This window comes from Paracoccus seriniphilus (assembly GCF_028553745.1).
GTDB classification, from domain to species: domain Bacteria; phylum Pseudomonadota; class Alphaproteobacteria; order Rhodobacterales; family Rhodobacteraceae; genus Paracoccus; species Paracoccus seriniphilus.
In genome coordinates this window covers 1,548,061-1,569,314 of the sequence record NZ_CP067129.1, presented here as the reverse complement: position 1 = coordinate 1,569,314, position 21,254 = coordinate 1,548,061, and the positions used below count along the sequence as shown (strand labels likewise).

Annotated in this window: 20 protein-coding genes and 1 tRNA gene; 8 read left to right on the top strand and 13 right to left on the bottom strand. The window is 60.2% G+C overall.

Annotated elements, in window-relative coordinates:
- Nucleotides 1-17: 17 nt before the first annotated feature.
- Both grxD and JHW44_RS07655 read right to left on the bottom strand, forming a co-directional pair.
- Nucleotides 18-380, bottom strand: coding sequence for a Grx4 family monothiol glutaredoxin (gene grxD / locus JHW44_RS07660; RefSeq protein WP_089343523.1), 363 nt, complete (start codon nucleotides 378-380; stop codon nucleotides 18-20).
- 76 nt (nucleotides 381-456) lie between these two features.
- Nucleotides 457-699, bottom strand: coding sequence for a BolA/IbaG family iron-sulfur metabolism protein (locus JHW44_RS07655; protein ID WP_089343524.1), 243 nt, complete (start codon nucleotides 697-699; stop codon nucleotides 457-459).
- Nucleotides 700-1,104: 405 nt separating this feature from the next.
- On the opposite strand from JHW44_RS07655, the gene JHW44_RS07650 reads away from it, so the two are divergent.
- Both JHW44_RS07650 and gph read left to right on the top strand, forming a co-directional pair.
- Entirely contained in the window at nucleotides 1,105-1,659 is a 555-nt protein-coding gene (locus tag JHW44_RS07650; protein WP_089343525.1) for a thioredoxin family protein, read from the top strand.
- The gene (gph, locus tag JHW44_RS07645; RefSeq protein WP_089343526.1) at nucleotides 1,656-2,336 is read left to right on the top strand and encodes a phosphoglycolate phosphatase; all 681 of its coding nucleotides are present in this window, start codon (nucleotides 1,656-1,658) and stop codon (nucleotides 2,334-2,336) included. Before JHW44_RS07650 ends, gph begins: the two co-directional genes overlap by 4 nt.
- A 33-nt stretch (nucleotides 2,337-2,369) precedes the next feature.
- Here the strand turns inward: gph and JHW44_RS07640 are convergent, their stop codons facing one another.
- The 4 genes from JHW44_RS07640 to JHW44_RS07625 all read right to left on the bottom strand — a co-directional run bounded on the left by JHW44_RS07640 (nucleotide 2,370) and on the right by JHW44_RS07625 (nucleotide 7,502).
- Nucleotides 2,370-2,792, bottom strand: coding sequence for a BLUF domain-containing protein (locus tag JHW44_RS07640; protein WP_179217655.1), 423 nt, complete (start codon nucleotides 2,790-2,792; stop codon nucleotides 2,370-2,372).
- The gene (rpoD, locus tag JHW44_RS07635) at nucleotides 2,782-4,758 is read right to left on the bottom strand and encodes an RNA polymerase sigma factor RpoD (protein ID WP_089343528.1); all 1,977 of its coding nucleotides are present in this window, start codon (nucleotides 4,756-4,758) and stop codon (nucleotides 2,782-2,784) included. Before rpoD ends, JHW44_RS07640 begins: the two co-directional genes overlap by 11 nt.
- Nucleotides 4,759-4,935: 177 nt before the next feature.
- Nucleotides 4,936-6,840, bottom strand: coding sequence for a DNA primase (gene dnaG / locus JHW44_RS07630; protein WP_089343529.1), 1,905 nt, complete (start codon nucleotides 6,838-6,840; stop codon nucleotides 4,936-4,938).
- A gap of 74 nt (nucleotides 6,841-6,914) precedes the next feature.
- The gene (locus JHW44_RS07625; protein ID WP_089343530.1) at nucleotides 6,915-7,502 is read right to left on the bottom strand and encodes a TetR/AcrR family transcriptional regulator; all 588 of its coding nucleotides are present in this window, start codon (nucleotides 7,500-7,502) and stop codon (nucleotides 6,915-6,917) included.
- Between the two features lie 99 nt (nucleotides 7,503-7,601).
- Between JHW44_RS07625 and JHW44_RS07620 the strand changes: the two genes are divergently transcribed.
- Together JHW44_RS07620 and JHW44_RS07615 are read left to right on the top strand one after the other, a co-directional pair.
- Entirely contained in the window at nucleotides 7,602-7,880 is a 279-nt protein-coding gene (locus tag JHW44_RS07620; protein ID WP_089343531.1) for a hypothetical protein, read from the top strand.
- Nucleotides 7,881-7,927: 47 nt separating this feature from the next.
- Entirely contained in the window at nucleotides 7,928-9,103 is a 1,176-nt protein-coding gene (locus JHW44_RS07615) for an alpha-hydroxy acid oxidase (protein WP_089343532.1), read from the top strand.
- Nucleotides 9,104-9,121: 18 nt separating this feature from the next.
- On the opposite strand, the gene JHW44_RS07610 is transcribed toward JHW44_RS07615, so the two are convergent.
- Nucleotides 9,122-10,072 (bottom strand): acyltransferase family protein, encoded by a 951-nt coding sequence (locus JHW44_RS07610; RefSeq protein WP_089343533.1) that lies wholly within the window; start codon nucleotides 10,070-10,072, stop codon nucleotides 9,122-9,124.
- 230 nt (nucleotides 10,073-10,302) lie between these two features.
- Here JHW44_RS07610 and JHW44_RS07605 point away from each other — a divergent pair, with 230 nt between their 5' ends.
- The 3 genes from JHW44_RS07605 to gluQRS all read left to right on the top strand — a co-directional run bounded on the left by JHW44_RS07605 (nucleotide 10,303) and on the right by gluQRS (nucleotide 13,231).
- Entirely contained in the window at nucleotides 10,303-10,935 is a 633-nt protein-coding gene (locus JHW44_RS07605; RefSeq protein ID WP_089343534.1) for a 50S ribosomal protein L25/general stress protein Ctc, read from the top strand.
- A gap of 110 nt (nucleotides 10,936-11,045) precedes the next feature.
- Nucleotides 11,046-12,383 (top strand): methylenetetrahydrofolate--tRNA-(uracil(54)-C(5))-methyltransferase (FADH(2)-oxidizing) TrmFO, encoded by a 1,338-nt coding sequence (gene trmFO / locus JHW44_RS07600; RefSeq protein ID WP_089343535.1) that lies wholly within the window; start codon nucleotides 11,046-11,048, stop codon nucleotides 12,381-12,383.
- Complete coding sequence (gene gluQRS, locus JHW44_RS07595; protein WP_089343536.1) at nucleotides 12,365-13,231, top strand: tRNA glutamyl-Q(34) synthetase GluQRS; 867 nt, start codon at nucleotides 12,365-12,367, stop codon at nucleotides 13,229-13,231. Before trmFO ends, gluQRS begins: the two co-directional genes overlap by 19 nt.
- Here gluQRS and hisI read toward each other — a convergent pair.
- Nucleotides 13,212-13,568 carry a phosphoribosyl-AMP cyclohydrolase gene (hisI, locus tag JHW44_RS07590; RefSeq protein WP_089343537.1) on the bottom strand — a complete coding sequence of 119 codons (357 nt, stop codon included), beginning with the start codon at nucleotides 13,566-13,568 and terminating at the stop codon, nucleotides 13,212-13,214. The two genes, gluQRS and hisI, sit on opposite strands and share 20 nt — an antisense overlap.
- A 62-nt stretch (nucleotides 13,569-13,630) precedes the next feature.
- On the opposite strand from hisI, the gene JHW44_RS07585 reads away from it, so the two are divergent.
- A complete protein-coding gene (locus tag JHW44_RS07585) occupies nucleotides 13,631-14,074 on the top strand; it encodes an iron-sulfur cluster assembly scaffold protein (protein WP_089343538.1) in 444 nt (147 codons plus the stop codon).
- Nucleotides 14,075-14,355: 281 nt separating this feature from the next.
- Here JHW44_RS07585 and recG read toward each other — a convergent pair whose 3' ends face one another.
- The 5 genes from recG to JHW44_RS07560 all read right to left on the bottom strand — a co-directional run bounded on the left by recG (nucleotide 14,356) and on the right by JHW44_RS07560 (nucleotide 21,254).
- The gene (recG, locus tag JHW44_RS07580; protein ID WP_089343539.1) at nucleotides 14,356-16,476 is read right to left on the bottom strand and encodes an ATP-dependent DNA helicase RecG; all 2,121 of its coding nucleotides are present in this window, start codon (nucleotides 16,474-16,476) and stop codon (nucleotides 14,356-14,358) included.
- A complete protein-coding gene (gene ligA / locus JHW44_RS07575; protein WP_089343540.1) occupies nucleotides 16,452-18,659 on the bottom strand; it encodes an NAD-dependent DNA ligase LigA in 2,208 nt (735 codons plus the stop codon). The genes recG and ligA overlap by 25 nt, the downstream gene beginning before the upstream one ends.
- Before the next feature lie 408 nt (nucleotides 18,660-19,067).
- A tRNA-Arg gene (locus tag JHW44_RS07570) sits at nucleotides 19,068-19,145 on the bottom strand.
- A gap of 94 nt (nucleotides 19,146-19,239) precedes the next feature.
- Nucleotides 19,240-19,716 carry a GNAT family N-acetyltransferase gene (locus JHW44_RS07565; protein WP_089343541.1) on the bottom strand — a complete coding sequence of 159 codons (477 nt, stop codon included), beginning with the start codon at nucleotides 19,714-19,716 and terminating at the stop codon, nucleotides 19,240-19,242.
- Nucleotides 19,713-21,254: a tripartite tricarboxylate transporter permease gene (locus JHW44_RS07560; RefSeq protein WP_089343542.1), complete on the bottom strand. Its 1,542-nt coding sequence runs from the start codon at nucleotides 21,252-21,254 to the stop codon at nucleotides 19,713-19,715. Before JHW44_RS07560 ends, JHW44_RS07565 begins: the two co-directional genes overlap by 4 nt.

Below are 21,254 nucleotides of genomic sequence, written 5' to 3'. Positions count from 1 at the left end.
ATGATTTCAACAAGATATCAGGCGTTGGCTTCGCGAATCTTGTCGGCGGCTTCCTTGTCATAGGCGACGCCTTTCTGTTCGAAAAGCTGGTCCAGCTCTCCTGAAAGGGTCATCTCGGTGATGATGTCGCAACCGCCGACAAATTCACCTTTGACATAAAGCTGCGGAATGGTCGGCCAGTCCGAGAAATCCTTGATGCCCTGACGCACGTCATTGTCGGCCAGGACATTGATATCGCTGAAATCTACGCCCATGTAGTTCAGGACGCCGGCAACTCGGCTGGAAAACCCGCATTGCGGCATTTCCTTGGTACCCTTCATGAACAATACCACGTCACTGGCATCGACCATTTCCTGGATCTGGGATTTCACATCGCTCATCGTCTGAGTCCTTTTCGGATACTGGCCCGGATCTGTGCGGGCCCTGTGTCTGTTGGCAGGCCGGGCAGGGGGCTGCTCAGGCGGGTGCCTTTGTTGTCAGCGCAAGCGCGTGCAATGCGCCGCTTGGGCCATCCATTTTCCCTTGCAGAGCGGCATAGACTGCCCGCTGCTGCTGTACACGATTCTTGCCACGGAAACTTTCGTCTATCACCTCGGCAGCATAGTGGTTTCCGTCGCCAGCCAGATCGGTGATCGTAATCTCCGCATCCGGGAATGCCGCACGGATAAGGGCTTCGATTTCATGAGCTTCGATTGCCATCACGCAGTCCTTTTTCCTTCGCTTTCAGATGTAGGTGAACCATGCTGCAGCCGCAAGACCCGTGGCGGCATTCCGGCGACCGTGGGTGGATATGTCGCCGGTTGAAATCCGCCGCGCCGGTCACGATCCGCTCTCTCTCCGTCATGGGCTGCGGCAACAGCATTGGCGAAACAGCACAGATCCCGATTGTTTCATGCCGTTCAAGAAAAGCGGAATATCCGTTGATCTTGCTTGGTTGCGGTTGTTCCGCCGCTACACGTCAGTTTTAAGCCGTGACGATTCAGAGGTGATTGGCGCTCTGCTGTTAAACCTGTAATCCATATTATGGAATATATTGACATATAGGCTTGTCATACCGCTTGTCGTCATGGACAACGACATCTGGTCAGTTCTCAGGAGATCTCGATGGCTGTTTCACCTCCGGTATGTGATTTTGACGCCCCGTGGCACGAGTTTGCCTTGCCCGCGACAGACGGAAAGATTTACAGGCTTGCGGATATTCAGGGAAAGAACGGAACCCTGATCATGTTCATCTGCAATCACTGTCCCTATGTGCAATCGATCATCGACCGGATCGTTCGTGATGCCGAGGTGATGAAGCGCGCCGGCATTGGTGTGGTTGCCATATCTTCCAACGATGTCGTCAGCTATCCTCAGGACGGCCCCGAAGAAATGAAGGCCTTTGCGGCAAAGCACGGCTTCGGCTTTCCTTATCTCCATGATGAGACCCAGCAGACAGCACGGGATTATGGAGCGGAATGCACCCCAGATTTCTTTGGCTATAATTCGGATGGCAAGCTGCAATATCGCGGCCGCTTCGATTCCTCGAAAAGAACCGCAGGCCCCGAGGACGCCCGACCCGAGCTGCTTGAGGCGATGTTGCAGATCGCCACGACCGGCAAAGGTCCGCAGGACCAGATCCCGTCAATGGGATGCTCTATCAAATGGAAAAACACATGAATGTCTGCTTTGCCCCCCGTCCGGTTGTCTTCGATCTGGACGGCACCCTGATCGACAGCGCGCCAGATATTCACGCCTGCGTCAATTCCGCGCTGACCGAACATGGCAAGCAGGCACTCAGCCTTGATCGCGTGCGCAGTTTTATCGGTGGCGGCGTGGATGTCTTATGGAACAAGATTTCCACAGCCTGTCAGATTGATGAGGCAAGCCGCAAAGAAATGCAGGCAGCCTTTATGGGCCATTACCTCAGCGCGACGGAACATACGGTCATGTTTGACGGTGTGGCCGAGGCGTTGAACATCCTGGCAGATCGCGGGCATCCCCTTGGGATTTGCACCAACAAGCCTCTGGGTCCGACGCGAACCGTTCTGAAACATTTCGGCCTCGATCATCTGTTCGCCGTGGTTGTGGCTGGCGACACGCAACCGGAAAAGAAACCACATCCAGCTCCGCTGCGCGCCGCTGTCTCGGCCTTGGGTGCCGATCCCGACAAGCCGCAAGCCATCTTCGTCGGAGACAGTGAGTTCGATGCGGAATGTGCTGCCGCCCTGCCCGTCCCGTTCCTGCTTTACGAAAAGGGATACCGCCAGACACCGCCCGGAGAATTGATTCATCGGGCCAGTTTTGAAAGCTTTGCAGAACTTCCCGGCCTGGTCGAAGCCGAAGCACAGGTCTGAGAATGATCCGGGCGCCTGAGGGTGCCCGGTCTTCTAGACGATGGATTGCAGAAAGGCCACGACGCCGCCTGCATATTCATTGCGATCGACGGTAGACATGCTTTGCGCGGCGAACCAGTCCATCAAGGACTTGCGGTCACGGTCCGAAAATCTCATCTGCCAGTCCTCGAACCGCCTGACGTCAAGCGGTCCTTCATTCAGAACCGTCACATCGTGATGCCGATCATCCCGCAGGATCGATTCGATCACCGGACGCAATCCTGCATGAGGCCCTTCAAGCCATTGGAAGAACAGGCCATCTTCGTGGTGAAGGCAGCCGGTCAACCCGGCTGCCTTGTTTCTTGATCTGGCGACCGACAGGATGCGCGTCAGATCGCCATTACCGATATCGGGTCTGGCTGCGCTGCGATAGAGAAAGAAAGACAGACCCGACGCGGCATCAAAATCATTGATCAAGGAACGACCGCAGCTTTCTGCTCCGCGAAGGATGCTTCAATTTGCGCAATGCCTTGGCTTCGATCTGACGAATCCGTTCGCGCGTGACGCTGAACTGCTGACCGACTTCTTCCAGCGTGTGATCCGTGTTCATGCCGATGCCGAAACGCATCCGCAGAACACGCTCTTCGCGCGGCGTGAGGCTGGCCAGAACGCGAGTCGTCGTCTCTTTCAGGTTCTCCTGAATCGCGCTGTCCAGCGGCAGGACCGCATTCTTGTCCTCGATGAAATCGCCAAGCTGGCTGTCCTCCTCGTCCCCGATCGGGGTTTCGAGGCTGATCGGTTCCTTGGCGATCTTCATCACCTTGCGAACCTTCTCAAGCGGCATCTGCAGCTTGTCGGCCAGTTCCTCGGGCGTCGGTTCGCGGCCGATTTCATGCAGCATCTGGCGACCGGTGCGGACCAGTTTGTTGATCGTTTCGATCATGTGGACCGGAATACGGATCGTGCGGGCCTGATCCGCGATCGAGCGCGTGATCGCCTGACGGATCCACCAGGTCGCATAGGTCGAGAACTTGTAGCCACGGCGATATTCGAATTTATCGACGGCCTTCATCAGGCCGATATTGCCTTCCTGGATCAGGTCCAGGAACTGCAGGCCGCGGTTGGTGTATTTCTTGGCAATCGAGATCACCAGGCGCAGGTTGGCCTCGACCATTTCCTTCTTGGCCTGACGTGCCTCTTTTTCACCGCGCTGGACCTGGCTGACAATGCGGCGGAATTCCTCGATGTCGACGCCGACATATTGGCCGACCTGAGCCATTTCGGCACGCAGGCTTTCAACCTTGTCGCGCGAACGTTCGAACAGGGCCTGCCAGCCGCGACCGCCATTTTGCGACATGCGATCAACCCAGGCCGGGTCCAATTCGCTGCCACGATAATGTTCAATGAACTCGCGCCGGTTGATGCGCGCGGAATCGGCCAGCTTGACCATGCCGCTGTCGATCGTGACGATCCGGCGGTTGATGCCATAGAGCTGGTCAACCAGGGCTTCGATGCGACTGTTGTTCAGGTGCAGCTCATTGACCAGACCAACGATCTCGCTGCGCAGCGTCTGATAGTCGGTTTCAGCGCCGGCCGAGAAAGTGTCATCCTCGTTCAGCGTTGCCGACATCCGCTGATCCTGCATGTCGGCAAGACGTTCGTAATGATCCGCGATCACTTCCAGCGTTTCGAGAACCTTGGGCTTCAGGCTGGCTTCCATCGCCGCCAGCGACAGATTCGCGCCTTCATCCTCGTCGTCGTCGTCGTCATTGCGCATCGGATTGCCGTCGGCATCCAGTTCTTCGCGCTTCTGCGACGGCTGGGCAGAGGTCGTCTCGGTGCTGACGACCGGTTCGCTCTCGGCCTCATCCTCTTCCATCGACTGGCCGAAGGTGGTTTCCAGATCGATCACGTCGCGCAGCAGGATCTCTTCGTCCAGAAGCTCCTGGCGCCACATGGTGATCGCCTTGAAGGTCAGCGGGCTTTCACACAGACCGGCGATCATGGTGTTGCGACCGGCTTCGATCCGCTTGGCGATGGCGATCTCGCCCTCGCGGCTCAGCAGTTCGACCGACCCCATCTCGCGCAGATACATCCGCACCGGATCATCGGTCCGGTCCAGCTTTTCGGTCTCGGTCGCAGTGACGGCAACTTCGCGAGAACCGGAATCCGTGGTCACGACCGCGCCACCTTCGGTTTCCTCGCCGGCTTCTTCGTCCTCGATGACATTGATGCCCATTTCGGACAACATCGACATGACATCTTCGATCTGCTCGCTGCTGACCTGTTCGGGCGGCAGAACGGTGTTCAGCTGATCATATGTGATATAGCCGCGCTCGCGGGCCTCGGCGATCATCTTCTTGACCGCAGCCTGGCTCATGTCCAGCGAATGCGCGTTCTCGTCCTTGTCGGTCTTGTCTTGGTCGTTGTCCTTGGCGGCCATCCAGGGCTCCTTACTCGGGCATCGATTCGCGAATCAGTTGCGAATCATTGCAAACCTGACGTTGTTCTAACGTTAATTCCAGACGGATCAAAGCCCGTGAACGCAACCGATTCGCGATCACCCGACCCTGATTCGCCATTCCTCCGACTTTTTCGCGAATCGGCACGTGACTGCCGGTCATCGACGCGGCGGCTTGCGCCAGATTTCCTTGCTGAGCCAAGCCTGAAGCTGGGCAGACAAGGCGTCGCGATCTTCATTCATGTCACCGCTATCTTCCATTTCGGGTCTCTCGGCCTGATGACGCGCGCGTGCGATCTGCTGCATCCGCCAGGTCAGGCCCTCATCCACCTCACCCTGAATTTCCGTTTCGGCGCGGGCCAGTTCGGTTCCCGCCGCCCGTTCTGCCTCCAGGCGATCCAGAAGATTGACCAGGATCGCCGCGGCGTTTTCCTGATCCTGTTCCCTGATTACCGCTGGTGTCAGGCCCAGATGGGCGTCCGCGCGCAGTGTTTCAAGAGCACGCGCCCCGGCGGGTGATTGCCCGCCTGTCAGCAGGTCATGCAGCAGCGCAGCCCGATCGGGGTCTTGGGGAACCAACCGCTCCAGCCGCGTCTCGACCCGGGCCACCAGATCGGGGCGTAGGGCGCAGAGCAGCAGGCTGGCCCCTTCCAGCAGGGACGGTCCGGCATTCGGTCCGTCAAGGCGGGTCACGCCGGCGGGCAATCGCACGACATTCCCGCGTTGGGCTTTGCGCGAACCCGGCCGGCCCTTCCCGTCAAAACCGCGCCGTTGCCAGTTGTTGCCGAACAGTTCGCGGCGCTTGCTGCGGATTTCTTCGCTGTAATGCTGGCGGGTCAGCTCATCGGGAATTTTCGAGATGGCATCCTGCAGCCGGCGGTCCAGCGCGGCCTTGCGCTCGGGGCTGTCAAAGACCTGCCCTTCGGTTTCGCGCGCCCATAGCAGGTCCACAAGCGGCTTGGCCCCGTCCAGCAGGGCGCGCATCGCCCCTGCCCCGGAAGATTTGATCAGATCATCGGGGTCCTTTCCGGCCGGCAGAATCACAAAGCGCAGCGCCTGACGCGCCCCGGTCATCGGCAGCGCCAGATCGATCAGCCGCTGCGCGGCGCGCTGACCTGCGGCATCACCATCAAGTGCAATGATCGGCTCGGGGCTGATGCGCCACATCAGTTGCAACTGGCTTTCGGTGATGGCCGTGCCCAGAGGCGCGACAGCCCCTGCGAATCCTGCACGCGCAAGGGCAATCACATCCATATAGCCTTCGGCCACGATCAGGGGCTGACCCTTGCTGACCGCCGACCGTGCCGATGCCAGATTGTAGAGATTGCGCCCCTTGTCGAACAGCGGCGTTTCAGGACTGTTCAGATACTTGGCGCGGGCGTTGGGATCCATGGCCCGGCCGCCAAATCCGATGCAGCGCCCCTGCCCGTCCCGGATCGGAAAGATAATCCGCCCGCGAAAACGATCGTAAACCTGTCCGCCGCCCTCGGGTTTGGCAACAAGACCGGCTTCGATGATCTGCGACTCGTCAAAGCCCTTTTCGCGCAGCGCCATGCCCAGGGCATGGCGGCTGTCCGGCGCATAGCCGATATCGAACTGCCGCTCGGTTTCCTCATCCAGACCACGGCGCTGCAGATAGTCGCGCGCCTCGCTGGCCGCGCCGGTCTGAAGTTGCAGGCGAAACCAGCGGCAGGCGGCCTCGGTCACCTCGAACAGTTGCGATCTGCGATCACTGCGTTCGCGCGCCCTCGGGTCCGGTTCGGGCATGGCCATCCCGGCCTCGGCCGCAAGGACCTTGACCGCTTCCATGAACTCCAGCCCGTCAGCATTGCGCAGAAAGGTCAGCGCATCGCCCTTGGCCTGACAGCCAAAGCAATAATAAAAGCCTTTCTGATCGTCGCAATGGAAGCTGGCGGATTTCTCCTGATGGAAGGGACAGGGAGCCCACCAATCCCCGCGCGCCTGATTGGACTTGCGCAGATCCCACACGACCTTGCGCCCGATCACACGGCTGATCGGAACGCGATTGCGCAGTTCATCAAGGAATCCCGGAGGCAGGCTCATGGTGTCAATATCGGCTCAAGTGATCAGGCCGTAAAGCGGCCAGAACGACTATTTGCGCCTTGCGGACCCGGTCGTCAATTGGCGCCCACCGCCCCGCGCGCCAGACCCCAATATATGTCACCGATTCTGTCGCGATCCAGACGACCGCCCTCGCGATACCAGTTGATCACCCCGGTCAGCATGGCAATCATCGCAAGGGTTGTCAGCTTGCGATCCATCATATGCATGACGCCCGCTTCGGCACCGGCCTGCAGAATCTGGTCAAGCGCATCCTCATACCTGCCACGCAACTCGGCGATATTGCGGAAATTTTCCGGCGTCAGATTGCGCAGTTCCATATAGGACAGAAACACCGCATCGGCGTGATCGAGGCTGAAATCGATGTGGAACCGGACAAATCTCTCCAGCCGGGTCAATGGGTCCGCCGAGGGATCATCGCGCCAGGCCGCCAGCAGTTCCTTCATGTGGGATTGCAGCAGATCATGCAGCAGCGCCTGTTTGTCCGGCGTATAGGCATACAACGCCCCAGCCTGAACGCCGACCGCCGCCGCGATCTGACGCATCGAGACGGCCGCATAGCCATTGCGCGCGAAAAGGCGCCGCGCCTCATCGCGAATGAGCGGGCCTGTAATTTCTGCGCGGGATCCGTGGGTTCGTGCCATGCCTTGTCATAATCGCTCGTCCGGCGCAGCGAAAGGGGGCGGTCGGCCATGTCGCCAAGCCGAGTTGTAGTTGCAATATCACAAGAGTAACCTGCGCCCATGAAAAAGATGCCCTGCCTTTCCGCCCTTCTTGCCGCACTGGCCCTGTCGGCCTGCCACAATGGTGCCGTCGATTATCCGGAACTGCTGCCGACCCAGCAGATTCTGGCCGAACCGACCTTGCCCGAGCATTCGGGTGAGGCCGCGCAAGACCCGGACAGCACGCAGGCCGAGACGGTCGCCCGCGCCGAAGCACTGCGCCGCAAGGCCGAGGCCCTGAACGTACCGGTCATTGAACCCGCCACCAAGGCGCGTATGACTGAAGTCAGCGCGCAATAGACTCTTGCGTGGCATCATCCATATCAAACCCGGGGCAGAGACCGAACATGACGGCAATCACCTGCATTGATGATCTGAAACGGCTGCATCGCGCGCGCGCGCCGCGCATGTTCTATGACTATGCCGAGTCAGGCAGCTATACCGAACAGACATTCCGGGACAATTGCGACGACTTTTCCAGGATCAGGCTGCGCCAGAAAGTGGCCGTCGACATGTCCGGCCGGTCTACGTCGTCGAAGATGGTCGGGCTGCCCGTGACCATGCCGGTGGGACTGGCCCCTGTCGGCCTGACCGGAATGCAGCATGCCGATGGCGAAATCCTGGCAGCACGCGCGGCAGAATCCTTCGGGGTTCCGTTCACGCTGTCAACCATGTCCATCTGTTCCATCGAGGATGTCGCCGCCCATACGTCCTCGCCCTTCATGTTCCAGCTCTATGTCATGAAGGATCAGGAATTCCTCGAGGCGATCATCAATCGCGCCAAGGCGGCCAATTGCAGTGCGCTGGTCCTGACGCTGGACCTGCAGATCCTGGGCCAGCGCCACAAGGATCTGAAGAACGGGTTGAGTGCACCGCCCAAGCTGACTCTGCCCACAATGCTGGATCTGGCGATGCGCTGGCGCTGGGGGCTGGGCATGCTGAAGACCAAACGCCATTCCTTCGGCAATATCGTGGGACATGCGAAAGGCGTTGGCGATACATCCTCGCTCTCCAGTTGGACCGCCGAGCAGTTTGACGAAAAGCTTGACTGGGACAAGATTGCCCGCATTCGCGAGATGTGGGGCGGCAAGCTGATCCTCAAGGGGATTCTGGACCCAGAGGACGCAAGGATCGCCGCAGATTTCGGCGCCGACGCCATCATTGTCTCGAACCATGGCGGGCGACAGCTGGACGGGGCGCTGTCCTCGATCAGGATGCTGCCCCATATCGTCAAGGCCGTGGGGGATCAGGTCGAGATCCATATGGATAGCGGCATCCGCTCGGGTCAGGATGTCCTGAAGGCCCTGGCCCTTGGGGCAGATGCCACATGGATCGGACGCGCCTTCATCCATGGCCTGGGCGCAATGGGTGAAGCCGGGGTCACCAAGGCGCTCGAGATCATCCACAAGGAACTGGACACGACCATGGCGTTGTGTGGAGAACGCCATATTGACGATCTGGGATTGCACAATCTGCTGACCAGCAACGGCTTCTTCGAGGAATATGCAACCCCGCAGCCCTGAGTGGCGCGGGGTGTTCCGTCAGAACAGTTGCGCCATCCAGCGCTGACCACGCCCCAGCCGCACCATCAGCAAGACCAATGCCGCCGGGACGAGAAAGGCTACCAATGCGGCGGGAAGCGGATGGGGCACATGCATTTGGGCGGCGAAATGCAGGAACAGATAGTGCATGACATAGATTGCCGAGGCCATCACGCCCAGAGGCAGGTCCGTTTCCGGTGCCCTGACATTCAGGACCAGTGCAAAGATGGCCGGCGCCATGATGAACATCCCGATCTGATATTCCAACAGGGCATATTCGTTGATCGTCGTCAGAAAAAAGGCATTCTCGGCCAGTGCCAGAAGGAAACCGGCCATCATGACGGCAATCAGGGCCGGACGAGCGGGAATCGACCATGGCACGCTGTCGGGCTGGGTCAGCTTTGACGCGAACAGATATCCCATCACCATGAATGGATAGATGAAGAACGGGCCGCTGCGAAAGATTTCCAGCGGAATCCCGATCAGATGCCCGACCGCGGCATATTCCAGGGCCACCCCTACCCCGGCCAGCAGGATGGCAGACCAAAGCATGACCCTGGGACCAAGAGCCACCATGAAGTGCATCATGACGGCGGCGACGACCAGACCTTCCAGAAACCACAGATGCCGAAAGCCCAACAGCAGTTCACGCAGGCTTTGTCCGACACCCTGATGCCACAGTCCCATGAACAGGAAATAGATCAGGTACCAGACGACATAGAGCACGGCCATCCGCCTGGTCCAAAGCCAGTACTTGTTTCGTTGTCGCGTGCGCAGAAGGAAAAAACCGGCGGTCATCGCAAAAAGCGGCACGGCCAGACGCAATATCGTATTCAACGTGATCAAGCCATAAACGCCGAATGTCTCACGTCCCATGCCGGCGTGGCCAATCACGACAAATGCGGCAAGCATGATCCGCATGTAGTCGATCGAATAAATACGTTGATACATCAGTTACTCGTAAAAATGGGACGGCAAACGCTTATGGCCTGAACAAGCTCCACAACTGCAAAACCTTGTGATAGGCATATTCTTGCCGATGCCATCTGTCAAACTTTTCAGTTTGCCCATGCGCAGTATTTGACGCTTCCCTTCAGGAAGGATCTGGGGTATGGGCGCGGCTCTGCCATCATGCACCCTTGGAGGATGATGGCGTTCATAACTGTTTAAGGATTAGAAAAATGGCCAAAGAGATCCCGGATCTGGTGGCTGAGGCACGCGCGGGGACAGGCAAGGGGGCCGCCCGCCAATCTCGTCGCAACGGCAAGGTGCCCGGCATTGTGTATGGTGACCACAAGGACCCCATCGCGCTTGAGTTCGACTTCAACAAGCTGCTGGCGAAACTGCGCGCCGGTCGCTTCATGTCGACCCTGTGGAACCTGAAAGTCGAAGGTCACGACGACGTTCGCGTCATCTGCCGCGGCGTTCAGAAAGATGTCGTCAAGGATCTTCCGATCCATATCGACTTCATGCGTCTGCGTCGCACCTCGAAGGTCAAGCTGTTCATTCCGGTTGAATTCATCAACGAAGAAGAATGCCCCGGCCTGAAAAAGGGCGGCACCCTTGTGACCGTACGCAACGAGGTCGAGATGATCGTGACCGCGGGCGATATCCCCGATCACCTCACCGTCGATCTGGCTGGCCATGAAGTCGGCGAGAGCATTCACATCAATGACGTGAAGCTGCCCGCAGGCGCCAAGCCGACCATCGACCGCAACTTCGTGATCGCGAACATCGCAGCGCCTTCGGCCCTGCGCTCCAGCGATGATGAGGGCGGTGAAGGCGAAGAAGCCGAAGCAGCTGCAGAAGAATAATTCTGCCGCGCAAGTGACTCGTGGGGCGGTGCCATCGGCGCCGCCCTTTTCTTTTGGGCGGCGCTTTGCTAGCGCAGACCCAAGCTGAACACTTCAGACATGAGGACCGGATGGAACCTGTTCATATCATTGGCGCCGGTTTGGCCGGGTCCGAGGCCGCATGGCAGATCGCGCGCGCCGGAGTTCCCGTCGTTCTGCACGAAATGCGCCCAGGCACGGGCACATTCGCCCATAAGACCGGCGACTGCGCCGAAATGGTCTGTTCCAACAGTTTTCGCTCCGATGACGACGTGATGAACGCCGTCGGGCAGTTGCATTGGGAAATGCGCAATGCCGATGGGCTGATCATGGCGATGGCGGACCGACACCGGCTGCCTGCCGGTGGGGCATTGGCCGTGGATCGCGAGGCTTTCTCGCAGGCCGTCACCGCCGCCCTTCGCGCCGAACCGCTGATCGAGATCCAGGGCGGGGAAATCTCGGAACTGCCCGAGAGCGGAAACTGGATCATTGCCACTGGTCCGCTGACCTCGGACAAGCTGGCTCAATCCATTCGGTCCGTGACGGGCACCGATGCGCTGGCCTTTTTCGACGCGATCGCGCCGATCGTTCATGCCGATACGATCGACATGAGCATTGCATGGGAACAAAGTCGCTATGACAAGGGCGACACGGAAGAGGAGCGCCGGGCCTATATCAATTGCCCGATGACCAAGGACCAATACGAAGCCTTCATCGACGCGCTGCTGGCCGCCGAGAAGACCGAGTTTCACGAGGGCGAAACCGCCGGATATTTCGACGGCTGCCTGCCCATCGAGGTCATGGCCGAGCGTGGTCGCGAAACCCTGCGCCATGGCCCGATGAAACCCGTCGGCCTGACCAACGCCCATATGCCCGAACAGAAAGCCTATGCAGTGGTTCAGCTTCGGCGGGATAATGCGCTGGGAACACTGTATAATATCGTCGGCTTTCAGACCAAGATGAAATATGGTGCGCAGACCGAGGTCTTTCGCATGATCCCCGGCCTGCAGGACGCCAGCTTTGCACGTCTGGGCGGCATTCACCGAAATTCCTTCCTGAATTCCCCGACCTTGCTGGATGACCGGATGCGGCTGCGCCGGCGGCCCAATCTGCGCTTTGCCGGTCAGGTGACGGGCGTGGAAGGCTATGTCGAAAGCGCTGCAATGGGCCTGTTGGCGGGACGCATGGCTGCGGCACAGGCCAAGGGACATGATCTGCCACCGCCCGCCATCACCACGGCGATGGGGGCCTTGGTCAATCACATCACCGGCGGTGCCGAGGCCAAGACATTCCAGCCGATGAACGTCAATTTCGGCCTGTTCCCGCCGCTGCCGGATGTGAAAAGCGGCAGGCGCGGCCGAAAGGATCGCTATCCGGCCTATACGCAGCGCGCCAAGGATGATTTTTCCGCATGGCTGGCGGCGCAATAAGACGTACCCGCTTTGCCCCCTCGCCAACCGGGCTGTTGCATCTGGGCCATGCCTTCGCGGCAGGCGTGGCCGCCGCGCAGGCCGATGCTGGCGAATTCCTGCTGCGGATCGAGGATATAGACCGCGCGCGCTGCAAGCCGGAATTCGAAGCGGCGATCTATCAGGATCTCGACTGGCTGGGACTGCAGTGGCAACAACCGGTCATGCGCCAATCGGACCGCATGGATGCATATCGTGACGCGCTGGCACGATTGGCGGAATTTTCCTATCCATGCCGTTGCAAGCGGGGTGACATTCGCGCCGCACTCTCGGCTCCGCAAGAAGGCGCCCTGCCCGCCGGCCCCGACGGCCTGATCTATCCCGGAACCTGCCGCCATCGCCCGCTGTCCGATGCGGCGCCAGATGATGTGATCCGGCTGGATGTGGCCCGCGCCTTTGATGCGCTTGGGCAGTCACGGCTGGAGTTTCGCGACGAGGTCATGCGCCCCGCCGAGGCCTTCCTCATGACTCGCGACAAGTTTCTGGATCAGATCGGGGATATCATCCTGTCACGACGCGGCATGGGCACATCCTATCACCTGTCGGTTGTGGTGGATGATGCGGCGCAGGGAATCACTCTTGTGACCCGCGGTGAGGATCTGTTCGAATCGACCTGGATCCATGTGCTGCTGCAACAGCTGCTGGGATATCCAACACCGCTCTACCATCATCATCGTCTGATCCGGGATGCCGAGGGAGCCCGGCTGGCCAAGCGCGACAATGCGCGGGCCATTCGCACGATACGCAAGGCCGGAGCCCAGCCCGCCGACATCTGGCGAATGGTCGGGCTCAGACCATGGGATCCATGATCACGACTGGCTCGCCATCGCGGATCGCGGTGTAAAAGCAGCTGCGGCGATTCGTGTGGCAGGCCGGGCCCGTCTGTTCCACCAGCACCAGCAGGCAATCCTGATCGCAGTCGACACGCATCTCTACCAACTTCTGCACATGGCCCGAGCTCTCGCCCTTGACCCAGAAGGACTGTCTCGAGCGCGACCAATAGGTGACTTTTCCGGTCTTCAGGCTGCGGGCGACCGATTCGGCATTCATCCAGGCCATCATCAGGACCTCGCCGGTTTCAAAATCCTGCGCAATTGCCGGAATCAGGCCATTGGCATCGTACTTCAGGCTGGTCGGGTCGAACATCGGGTTCCCTTTTCCTATATGCGAACCTATCTAGAATGAACGCAGCGCAGGGAAAAGGACCCATGGCAGACAGTGATCTCATGCAGCTTTATTCCCGCCGGATTCTGGCGCTGACCACGGCTATTCCGCACCAGGGCCGTCTGGATGCGCCCGAGGCCACGGCCTCGAAACGTTCGCCACATTGCGGATCATCGGTTTCGGTGGATGTCGTGCTGAGAGATGGTGCCATCGTCGATTTTGCCCAACAGGTCCGCGCCTGTGCACTTGGTCAGGCCTCGGCGGCAGTGCTGGGTGGCGCGGTCATGGGACGGACACGGGATGAATTGGTGGTAGCGCGGGATGAATTGCGCGCCATGTTGAAACAGGACGGTCCGGTGCCAAATCCGCCCTTTGCCGATCTGGAAGCACTGCTGCCGGCGCGGGACTATCCCAACCGGCATGCTTCTATCCTGCTGGCATGGGATGCCACGATCGAGGCCATGGACAGCGCCTTGGCGGCTGCGTGACAAAAAAAGACCGGCCCAATGAAGGACCGGTCAAGTTGCGCGTGCAGAGACCAGAGTGACGCACAGGCGGAGGCGTCATGTTGCAACGCGGGGCAATCTAAGCAGGTCAGGCGTGAAGGATTGCGGGCAACCAAAGAACGACAATCGTCGTGACGGTCAGCGCGGCCAATCCAAGGGCATCACAGATGAATTCGCGGGTCATGGGCAACTCCTCTCTGTTGCCTCTTTGTTCTCATATGATGTTCCCTCTGTAAAGAACTTTTTAGGAACATCTTAACAATTCACCCCACCGAGATCAGCCGGATGGCCTGATCCTGCTGCATCAACCACATCAGGAACCTGATGGCGCGGCCCCTTTTCGACTGCAGATCGGGGTCGATTTCCAGCAGGGTGCGGGCATCGTTGCGGGCCAGTGCCATCAGCCCCGCCTGATGTTCCAGATCGCCAATCTGAAACCTTGGCAGACCCGATTGTGCCGTGCCAATGACATCGCCGGCACCGCGCATGGCCAGATCGACCTCGGCAATCCGGAAACCGTCTTCGGTATCGCGCAGCGTGGTCAGACGTTTCGCGCCGGTTTCACTCAGCGGCGGGTGATACATCAGCAGACAGGTCGATGCGCCCTGCCCGCGCCCGACCCGACCGCGCAGCTGGTGCAACTGGGCCAGTCCAAAGCTCTCGGCCCGCTCGATCACCATGATCGTGGCCTCGGGCACATCCACTCCGACCTCGATCACGGTGGTTGCCACAAGAATAGAGGCCGTGCCATCGGCGAAATCAGCCATGGACTTGTCGCGCTGATCGGCATGCATCTGCCCGTGGACAAGACGCACCTGTTCACCGAATTTCGCCCGCAGATATTCAAATCGGGCCTCGGCCGCTGTCAGATCGCTGACCTCGCTTTCATCGACCAGCGGACAGACCCAATAAGCCCTTGCACCACCATCGATGGCAGCCCGCAATCGAACGATGACCTCTTCCAGTCGCTGATCGCTGATCATCACCGTGGTAATCGGCTGACGTCCGGGCGGCTTTTCATCAAGGATCGTCAGGTCCAGATCGCCATATTGCGTCAAGGCCAGCGAGCGAGGAATCGGCGTAGCCGTCATGACCAGCATATCCGGTGGCGCGTCCCCCTTGGCGGAAAGCTCCAGCCGTTGCGCTACCCCGAAACGGTGCTGTTCGTCGATGATGGCCAGCCTCAGGTCATGGAAGGTGACGTCTTTCTGGAACACCGCATGGGTGCCGACCAGAATATCAATGCGCGCCTGGGCCAGATCCTCCAGCAGTTGGGCGCGCAACTCGCCCTTGTCGCGTCCTGTCAGCGTGGCAAGCCTGATTCCTGCCACCCGCGCAAGAGGCTCCAGCGCGCGGCCGTGCTGGCGGGCAAGAATCTCGGTGGGGGCCATCAGCACCGCCTGCCCGCCCGATTCCACCGCGTTCAGCGTGGCCAGAAAGGCGACGAGGGTCTTGCCGGCCCCGACATCGCCCTGCAACAGCCTGTTCATGCGGAATTCACTGGCCATATCCGCGGCAATCTCGGTAACTGCGCGCGACTGGGCACCCGTGGGCGGCCATGGAAGATTCTTCAGAACCAGATCGCGTAGCCTGCCATCGCCCTTGCTGGGACGTCCGCGTATGCGGCGCCTTTCGCGGCGCACCAGCGCCAAGGTCATCTGATGGGCCAGAAATTCATCATAGGCCAGACGCGCCCGCGCTGGATGCTCGGGCGACAGATCGGCCTGCGACCGCGGCTGATGCGCCTGCTGCAAAGCCTGAGCAAACCCGGGCCAGCCTCGTGCAGCAACCACCTGCGGGTCTATCCATTCGTCAACCTCGGGAACCCGCTCCAGCGCGGCCGCAGTTGCTTTGGTCATTGTTTTTTGGGTCAGGCCAGCCGAGAGGTGATAGACCGGCTCGAAATCCGCCGGCAGTTCGGCACCGGGCCGAAGGATGTGATCGGGATGGGCGATCTGGGCCTGACCGTCAAAAAGTTCGACCTTGCCGCTGATGATGCGCTGTTCTCCCAAGGGGAGTTGTGACTCGATCCAGTCGCGCCGGGGATGAAAGAACACCAGCGTCAGGTCGCCACCATGCCTATCCACGCAATGAACGCGCCAGGGTCGACCGCGAGTGCTGGGCGGATAATGCCTCTCGACAGTTACAGAAATGGTCACGATCTCGGGCGGGACGGCATCGCCGACACGGTCGATCCGCCTGCGCAGCGTGCCGCTGGCGGGCAGATTGAAAATCAGGTCACGGGGTCGCTCCAGCCCCATTTGCCCCAATGCAGCCTGCGCCTTGGGGCCGATACCGGGCAATGTGTCCGCCGTTGCGAACAGCGGAAACAGTTCCGGGGGGCGGCCGCGCGGCGGGCCTATCTTGCCGAGATTTTCAGCCATTCGTCCTCATCAATGACCTTGACCCCAAGATCGGCAGCCTTTTTCGCCTTGGATCCGGCCCCCGCGCCAGCCACCAGAAGATTGGTCTTGGCACTGACCGAGCCCGCGACCTTGGCCCCCATTTCCTCGGCTCGGGCCTTGGCCTCGGCGCGGGTCATCTTTTCCAGCGTGCCGGTAAAGACCAGGGTCAGTCCGCTGATTTCGGTTTGCTGCTGCGCTGAACTGTCATCGGGCAGAACATGCAGCTGCGCCAGCAACCGGTCAATGCTGGCACGTTCGGCCTCTTGCTGAAAGGTCGTGACCAGCGACCTCACCAGGGTCGCTCCAATGCCATCGATGCCGGTCAGTTCGGCCCAGTTCGGGCTGTCAGGCAATGCTGCGCGCCGGGCCTTGTCATCAGGTGCCGTAAAGGCGGGCTCATGCGCCGCGCCATCAATCGCCGCCAGCAGGGCCTCCCATGTGCCGAAATGGCGGGCCAGGGTTGCCGCAGCCACCTCACCCACATGGCGTATGCCAAGGGCAAAAATCAGCCTTTTCAATGCGATGTCACGGCTTTTCTCGATGGCGGCGAACAGCTTTTCGACCGATTTCTCGCCAAATCCATCGCGGTTCTTCAGCTTGGCAAGATTCTCTGCATCACGCTGCGCCAGCGTAAAGATATCCGCAGGCTCGCGGATGGGCAGAGTCTGGTCGGCGAAGAACATCTCGATCTGGCGCGCGCCCAGTCCATCTATGTCAAAGGCGGCGCGACCGACAAAATGTTTCAGCTTTTCAATCGCCTGAGCGGGACAGATCAACCCGCCGGTGCAGCGGCGCACCGAATCTCCGGGTTCGCGAATGGCGTCCGAGCCGCATTCTGGGCATATCTCGGGGAACTGGTAGGGTCTGCTGTCGGCGGGTCGGCGCGACAGATCCACATCGGCGATCTTGGGAATGACATCTCCGGCACGATACAGCTTGACCCAATCACCTTCGCGAATGTCGCGACCTTCGCGGATCTCGGCGCCATTGCTGTCGCGCCCGGCGATGTAATCCTCGTTGTGCAGCGTCGCATTCGAGACGACAACCCCGCCCACGGTCACCGGATCCAGCCGGGCGACGGGCGACAACGCCCCCGTCCGGCCGACCTGAATTTCGATCCGCTCCAACCGCGTCCAGGCAGTTTCGGCGGGAAACTTATGGGCCAGCGCCCAACGCGGCGTGGTTGAACGGAACCCCAAACGCGACTGATAGTCCAGATCATTGACCTTGTAGACGACGCCATCAATGTCATAGCCCAAGGTCGCACGTTGTTGTTCAATCTCGGCCCATGCGGCCACCAATTCGCTGGCGTTGCGGCAAATGCGGGTCAGCGGGTTGATGCGAAAGCCAAGTTCCTTCAGCCGTTCGACCGCTTGCATCTGGGTCTGGCCCAAGGGTTCGGACAGTTCTCCCCAGCTATAGGCAAAGAACATCAGCGGCCGTCTTGCCGTCACCGAGGGATCAATCTGGCGCAGCGAGCCGGCAGCTGCATTGCGCGGATTGGCAAAGGTCTTGCCACCCTCTGTCGCGTTGAGCCGCGCGAAATCCTCGTGCGACATATAGACTTCACCACGGATCTCGACGATGCCAGCGGGCTTTCCGGCAAGGGTCTTGGGAATATCCGCGATGACACGGGCGTTGGCAGTGACATTCTCGCCCACCGACCCATCGCCTCGCGTTGCCGCCTGCACCAGTTCACCATCTTCATAGCGTAGCGAAAGCGACAAGCCGTCGATCTTGGGTTCGGCGGTGAACTCCAGCGGCGCATCTTCGGGCAGGTTCAGAAAGCTGCGAACGCGGGCGACGAAATCGTTGACATCCTCCTCGCTGAATGCGTTTCCCAGAGACATCATCCGTTGGGCATGCGTGACCTTTGAAAAGCCTTCGGCGGGTGCTGCACCGACCTTTTGGGTCGGACTGTCCTGCAATGCCAGATCGGGGAATCGGCTTTCCAGCCGCGCCAGATCGAGTTTCATCCGGTCATATGCGGCATCGCTGATCGTCGGCGCATCCTGCCGGTGATATTCGTCATTGGCACGCGCGACCCGCGCCGAAAGTTCGGCAATCAGGCGGGCCGCCTCATCCCGGTCCAACCCCGAGACATCCCGGGGAACCGTCAGCTCCGTGGTCTTGGTATCTGGGGTGCTCTCGCCTTGCGCCATTGAAATGCCCTGTCTTGCCGTCCTGTTGCCACCACTGCGAAGATTGGCGCCGCTTGCGCAGGCCGATCACGAATTCGCCGCCAGATTTCGCCCAGATAGCCGCCGCGCACAAGCATATTGCAATGCCATCGAGGCGCGATGGCAGCCTTTGCGGGCGGGTGGCCATCCGATCCGGATTCTTTCCGGGGTGCTGCGTGACTGCCCGGTCCACAGATGATCGAGATGCCACGGAATGCAGGAGGCTTTGCCCGGCCATATTCGGGCCCACAAGAGGGGCATGGCAAGGGGATATGTTGGCGGCTTCTTGCGAACATGGCGTCGGGCTGTCACGAAATGCATATCAAGGCCGGTCCAGGCATCCGAACCGCGCAAATCAAGCGCCATGGAATTGGTGCGGGAGATTGAGAATGGCGAGCCGTGGAGGACTCGAACCCCCGACCTGAGAATTAGAAGTTCCCTGCTCTAATCCAGCTGAGCTAACGGCCCGCATTCGTGGCGTGGTATCCGTCAAATTTCCCCATCATGTCAACGTGCTTTTTGACCGAAACCTTCTGCACCGCCACTGATTCACGCAATTCGCCTAGAGCATCAGGGTCATATAGACGCTGTTGGGGTCCAGACGATAGTTTGCAAAAGGCGGGCATTCGGCAAACCCCGCCCGCTGATACAGGCCGCGCGCGGCCTGAAAGCTGGGTTGCGCGCCGGTTTCCAACGACAGGCGGCGCAGCCCCTGCGCACGGGCATGGGCGACCATATGGTCGAGCAGGCGCCGCGACAGCCCCTGCCCGCGCAGTTCCGACAGGACGTGCATGGATTTCAGCTCGCCATGCGAAGGATCCAGCCTCTTCAACGCGCCCATGGCGACCGGCTTGGGCCCGCGCCGCATGACGAAGAATGTGATTTCGGGTGAAACCAGCGTTTCGCGCGGCATCATGTGGATGGATTCCGGTGGGGTGTCCGCATGCATTGCCACGACATGGCGTTCAAACAACAGATCAAGCTCGGATGACAGCGGATTCCCGATGGAAATGTCAAATTGATCCGGGGCGTTCGTCATGTTCTGTCATCCTCCTGTTGCGGTGCCGCGGCTGCAGCGATTTGACGTCGCGCCGCCCTGTTCCTGGAAACGGCCTTGATGGTGGTAAAGCCGACAAGCGCCACGGTTGCCATGACGAACAGGCAGGCAATCGGACGTTCGATGAAGACCATGGGATCGCCGCGCGAAATCAGCAGCGCCCGGCGCAGATTGGTTTCTATCAGCGGTCCCAGCACGAAACCCAGCAGCAGCATCGCCGGGCTGAAGGATGCCAGCGCCAGAAGATAGCCGATCGCGCCAATACCCGCGACCATGGCAATATCAAAGGTCGCCCCGCGCACGGAATAGACGCCCAGACAGATGAAGACGATGATCGCCGGATATAGCCATCTGAAGGGAATGCGCAGCATCGAGACCCAGATGCCGATAAGCGGCAGGTTGAGGATCAGCAGGAACAGATTCCCGATCCCGAAACTGGCCACCAACCCCCAGAACATATCCGGGCGGGCCTCCAGCATCATCGGGCCGGGTTGGATGCCATGGATGACCAGCGCGCCCAACATCAGGGCCATGATCGGGTCTCCCGGTATCCCCAGGGTCAGGGTCGGGACAAAGGCGGTGATCGCGGCCGAGTTATTGGCCGCTTCGGGTCCGGCGATGCCCGCGATCTCGCCCTTGCCGAAGCGCTCGGGATGGCGGGAAATCCGCCGCTCCAGCGCATAGCTGAGGAATGAGGAAATCGTCGAGCCGGTGCCGGGCAATGCGCCAAAAAAACCGCCCAGGGTCGTGCCGCGCGTGATCGGCGCGATCATCTTGCGCAGTTCATGCCGCTGCGGGACCAGTTGGCGCAGGGAAATCCGGTCGGGCGGGCCGTGCCGGTCGGCCTTGCGGATATTGGCGATCACCTCGGCGACGCCGAACAGCCCCATTGCCAGGGCAACCAGGTTGATACCGTCCAGCAATTGCGTCTGGCCAAAGGTGAAACGTTGCGCGCCCGAATTCACATCGGTGCCCACGCAGCCCAGGATCAGTCCAGCCACGACCATGGCCAGGCTTTTCGCGGGGCTGCCCGCCCCCACGGTTGCCGCAGCAACCAGCCCCATGATCATCATCGCCGCATATTCCGCTGCGCCGAACATGGTGGCCACCTCGGCCAGCCATCCCGCCAGCAGCACAAGAATGACAATTCCGAGCATCGAGCCAGAAAAGGACGAGATCATCGAGGTGAACAGGGCCACCCCGGCGCGTCCCTGCTGAGCCATGGGATAGCCATCCAGCGTGGTCACCGCCGATTGCGGCGTTCCCGGCAAGCGCAGCAGGATCGAGGCCACTGCGCCGCCATATTGCGCGCCGTAATAGACCCCGGCCAGCATCACCAGAGCGGCCTCGGAAGAAATGTAATAGGTGATCGGCAGCAGCAGCGTGATCGCGGCCATGGCGCCAATGCCGGGCAGAACCCCGACGAATGTGCCCAGCAGGGCACCGAACAGACTGTAGACAAGCACCGAGGGCTGCAGTGCCACCGACAATCCATGCGCCAGACCTTCAAGAGTGTTCAT

What these genes read in the sequence shown, in the direction of transcription:
- JHW44_RS07585 (WP_089343538.1), top strand. Translation starts at nt 13,631, where the DNA reads ATGGCAGACAGTGATCTCATGCAGCTTTATTCCCGCCGGATTCTGGCG.
- recG (WP_089343539.1), bottom strand. Translation starts at nt 16,476, where the DNA reads ATGGCTGAAAATCTCGGCAAGATAGGCCCGCCGCGCGGCCGCCCCCCG.
- JHW44_RS07610 (WP_089343533.1), bottom strand. Translation starts at nt 10,072, where the DNA reads ATGTATCAACGTATTTATTCGATCGACTACATGCGGATCATGCTTGCC.
- dnaG (WP_089343529.1), bottom strand. Translation starts at nt 6,840, where the DNA reads ATGAGCCTGCCTCCGGGATTCCTTGATGAACTGCGCAATCGCGTTCCG.
- JHW44_RS07655 (WP_089343524.1), bottom strand. Translation starts at nt 699, where the DNA reads ATGGCAATCGAAGCTCATGAAATCGAAGCCCTTATCCGTGCGGCATTC.
- JHW44_RS07650 (WP_089343525.1), top strand. Translation starts at nt 1,105, where the DNA reads ATGGCTGTTTCACCTCCGGTATGTGATTTTGACGCCCCGTGGCACGAG.
- hisI (WP_089343537.1), bottom strand. Translation starts at nt 13,568, where the DNA reads ATGTTCGACCCGACCAGCCTGAAGTACGATGCCAATGGCCTGATTCCG.
- JHW44_RS07615 (WP_089343532.1), top strand. Translation starts at nt 7,928, where the DNA reads ATGACGGCAATCACCTGCATTGATGATCTGAAACGGCTGCATCGCGCG.
- JHW44_RS07625 (WP_089343530.1), bottom strand. Translation starts at nt 7,502, where the DNA reads ATGGCACGAACCCACGGATCCCGCGCAGAAATTACAGGCCCGCTCATT.
- JHW44_RS07605 (WP_089343534.1), top strand. Translation starts at nt 10,303, where the DNA reads ATGGCCAAAGAGATCCCGGATCTGGTGGCTGAGGCACGCGCGGGGACA.
- JHW44_RS07620 (WP_089343531.1), top strand. Translation starts at nt 7,602, where the DNA reads ATGAAAAAGATGCCCTGCCTTTCCGCCCTTCTTGCCGCACTGGCCCTG.
- JHW44_RS07565 (WP_089343541.1), bottom strand. Translation starts at nt 19,716, where the DNA reads ATGACGAACGCCCCGGATCAATTTGACATTTCCATCGGGAATCCGCTG.
- ligA (WP_089343540.1), bottom strand. Translation starts at nt 18,659, where the DNA reads ATGGCGCAAGGCGAGAGCACCCCAGATACCAAGACCACGGAGCTGACG.
- trmFO (WP_089343535.1), top strand. Translation starts at nt 11,046, where the DNA reads ATGGAACCTGTTCATATCATTGGCGCCGGTTTGGCCGGGTCCGAGGCC.
- rpoD (WP_089343528.1), bottom strand. Translation starts at nt 4,758, where the DNA reads ATGGCCGCCAAGGACAACGACCAAGACAAGACCGACAAGGACGAGAAC.
- grxD (WP_089343523.1), bottom strand. Translation starts at nt 380, where the DNA reads ATGAGCGATGTGAAATCCCAGATCCAGGAAATGGTCGATGCCAGTGAC.
- gluQRS (WP_089343536.1), top strand. Translation starts at nt 12,365, where the DNA reads ATGGCTGGCGGCGCAATAAGACGTACCCGCTTTGCCCCCTCGCCAACC.
- gph (WP_089343526.1), top strand. Translation starts at nt 1,656, where the DNA reads ATGAATGTCTGCTTTGCCCCCCGTCCGGTTGTCTTCGATCTGGACGGC.
- JHW44_RS07560 (WP_089343542.1), bottom strand. Translation starts at nt 21,254, where the DNA reads ATGAACACTCTTGAAGGTCTGGCGCATGGATTGTCGGTGGCACTGCAG.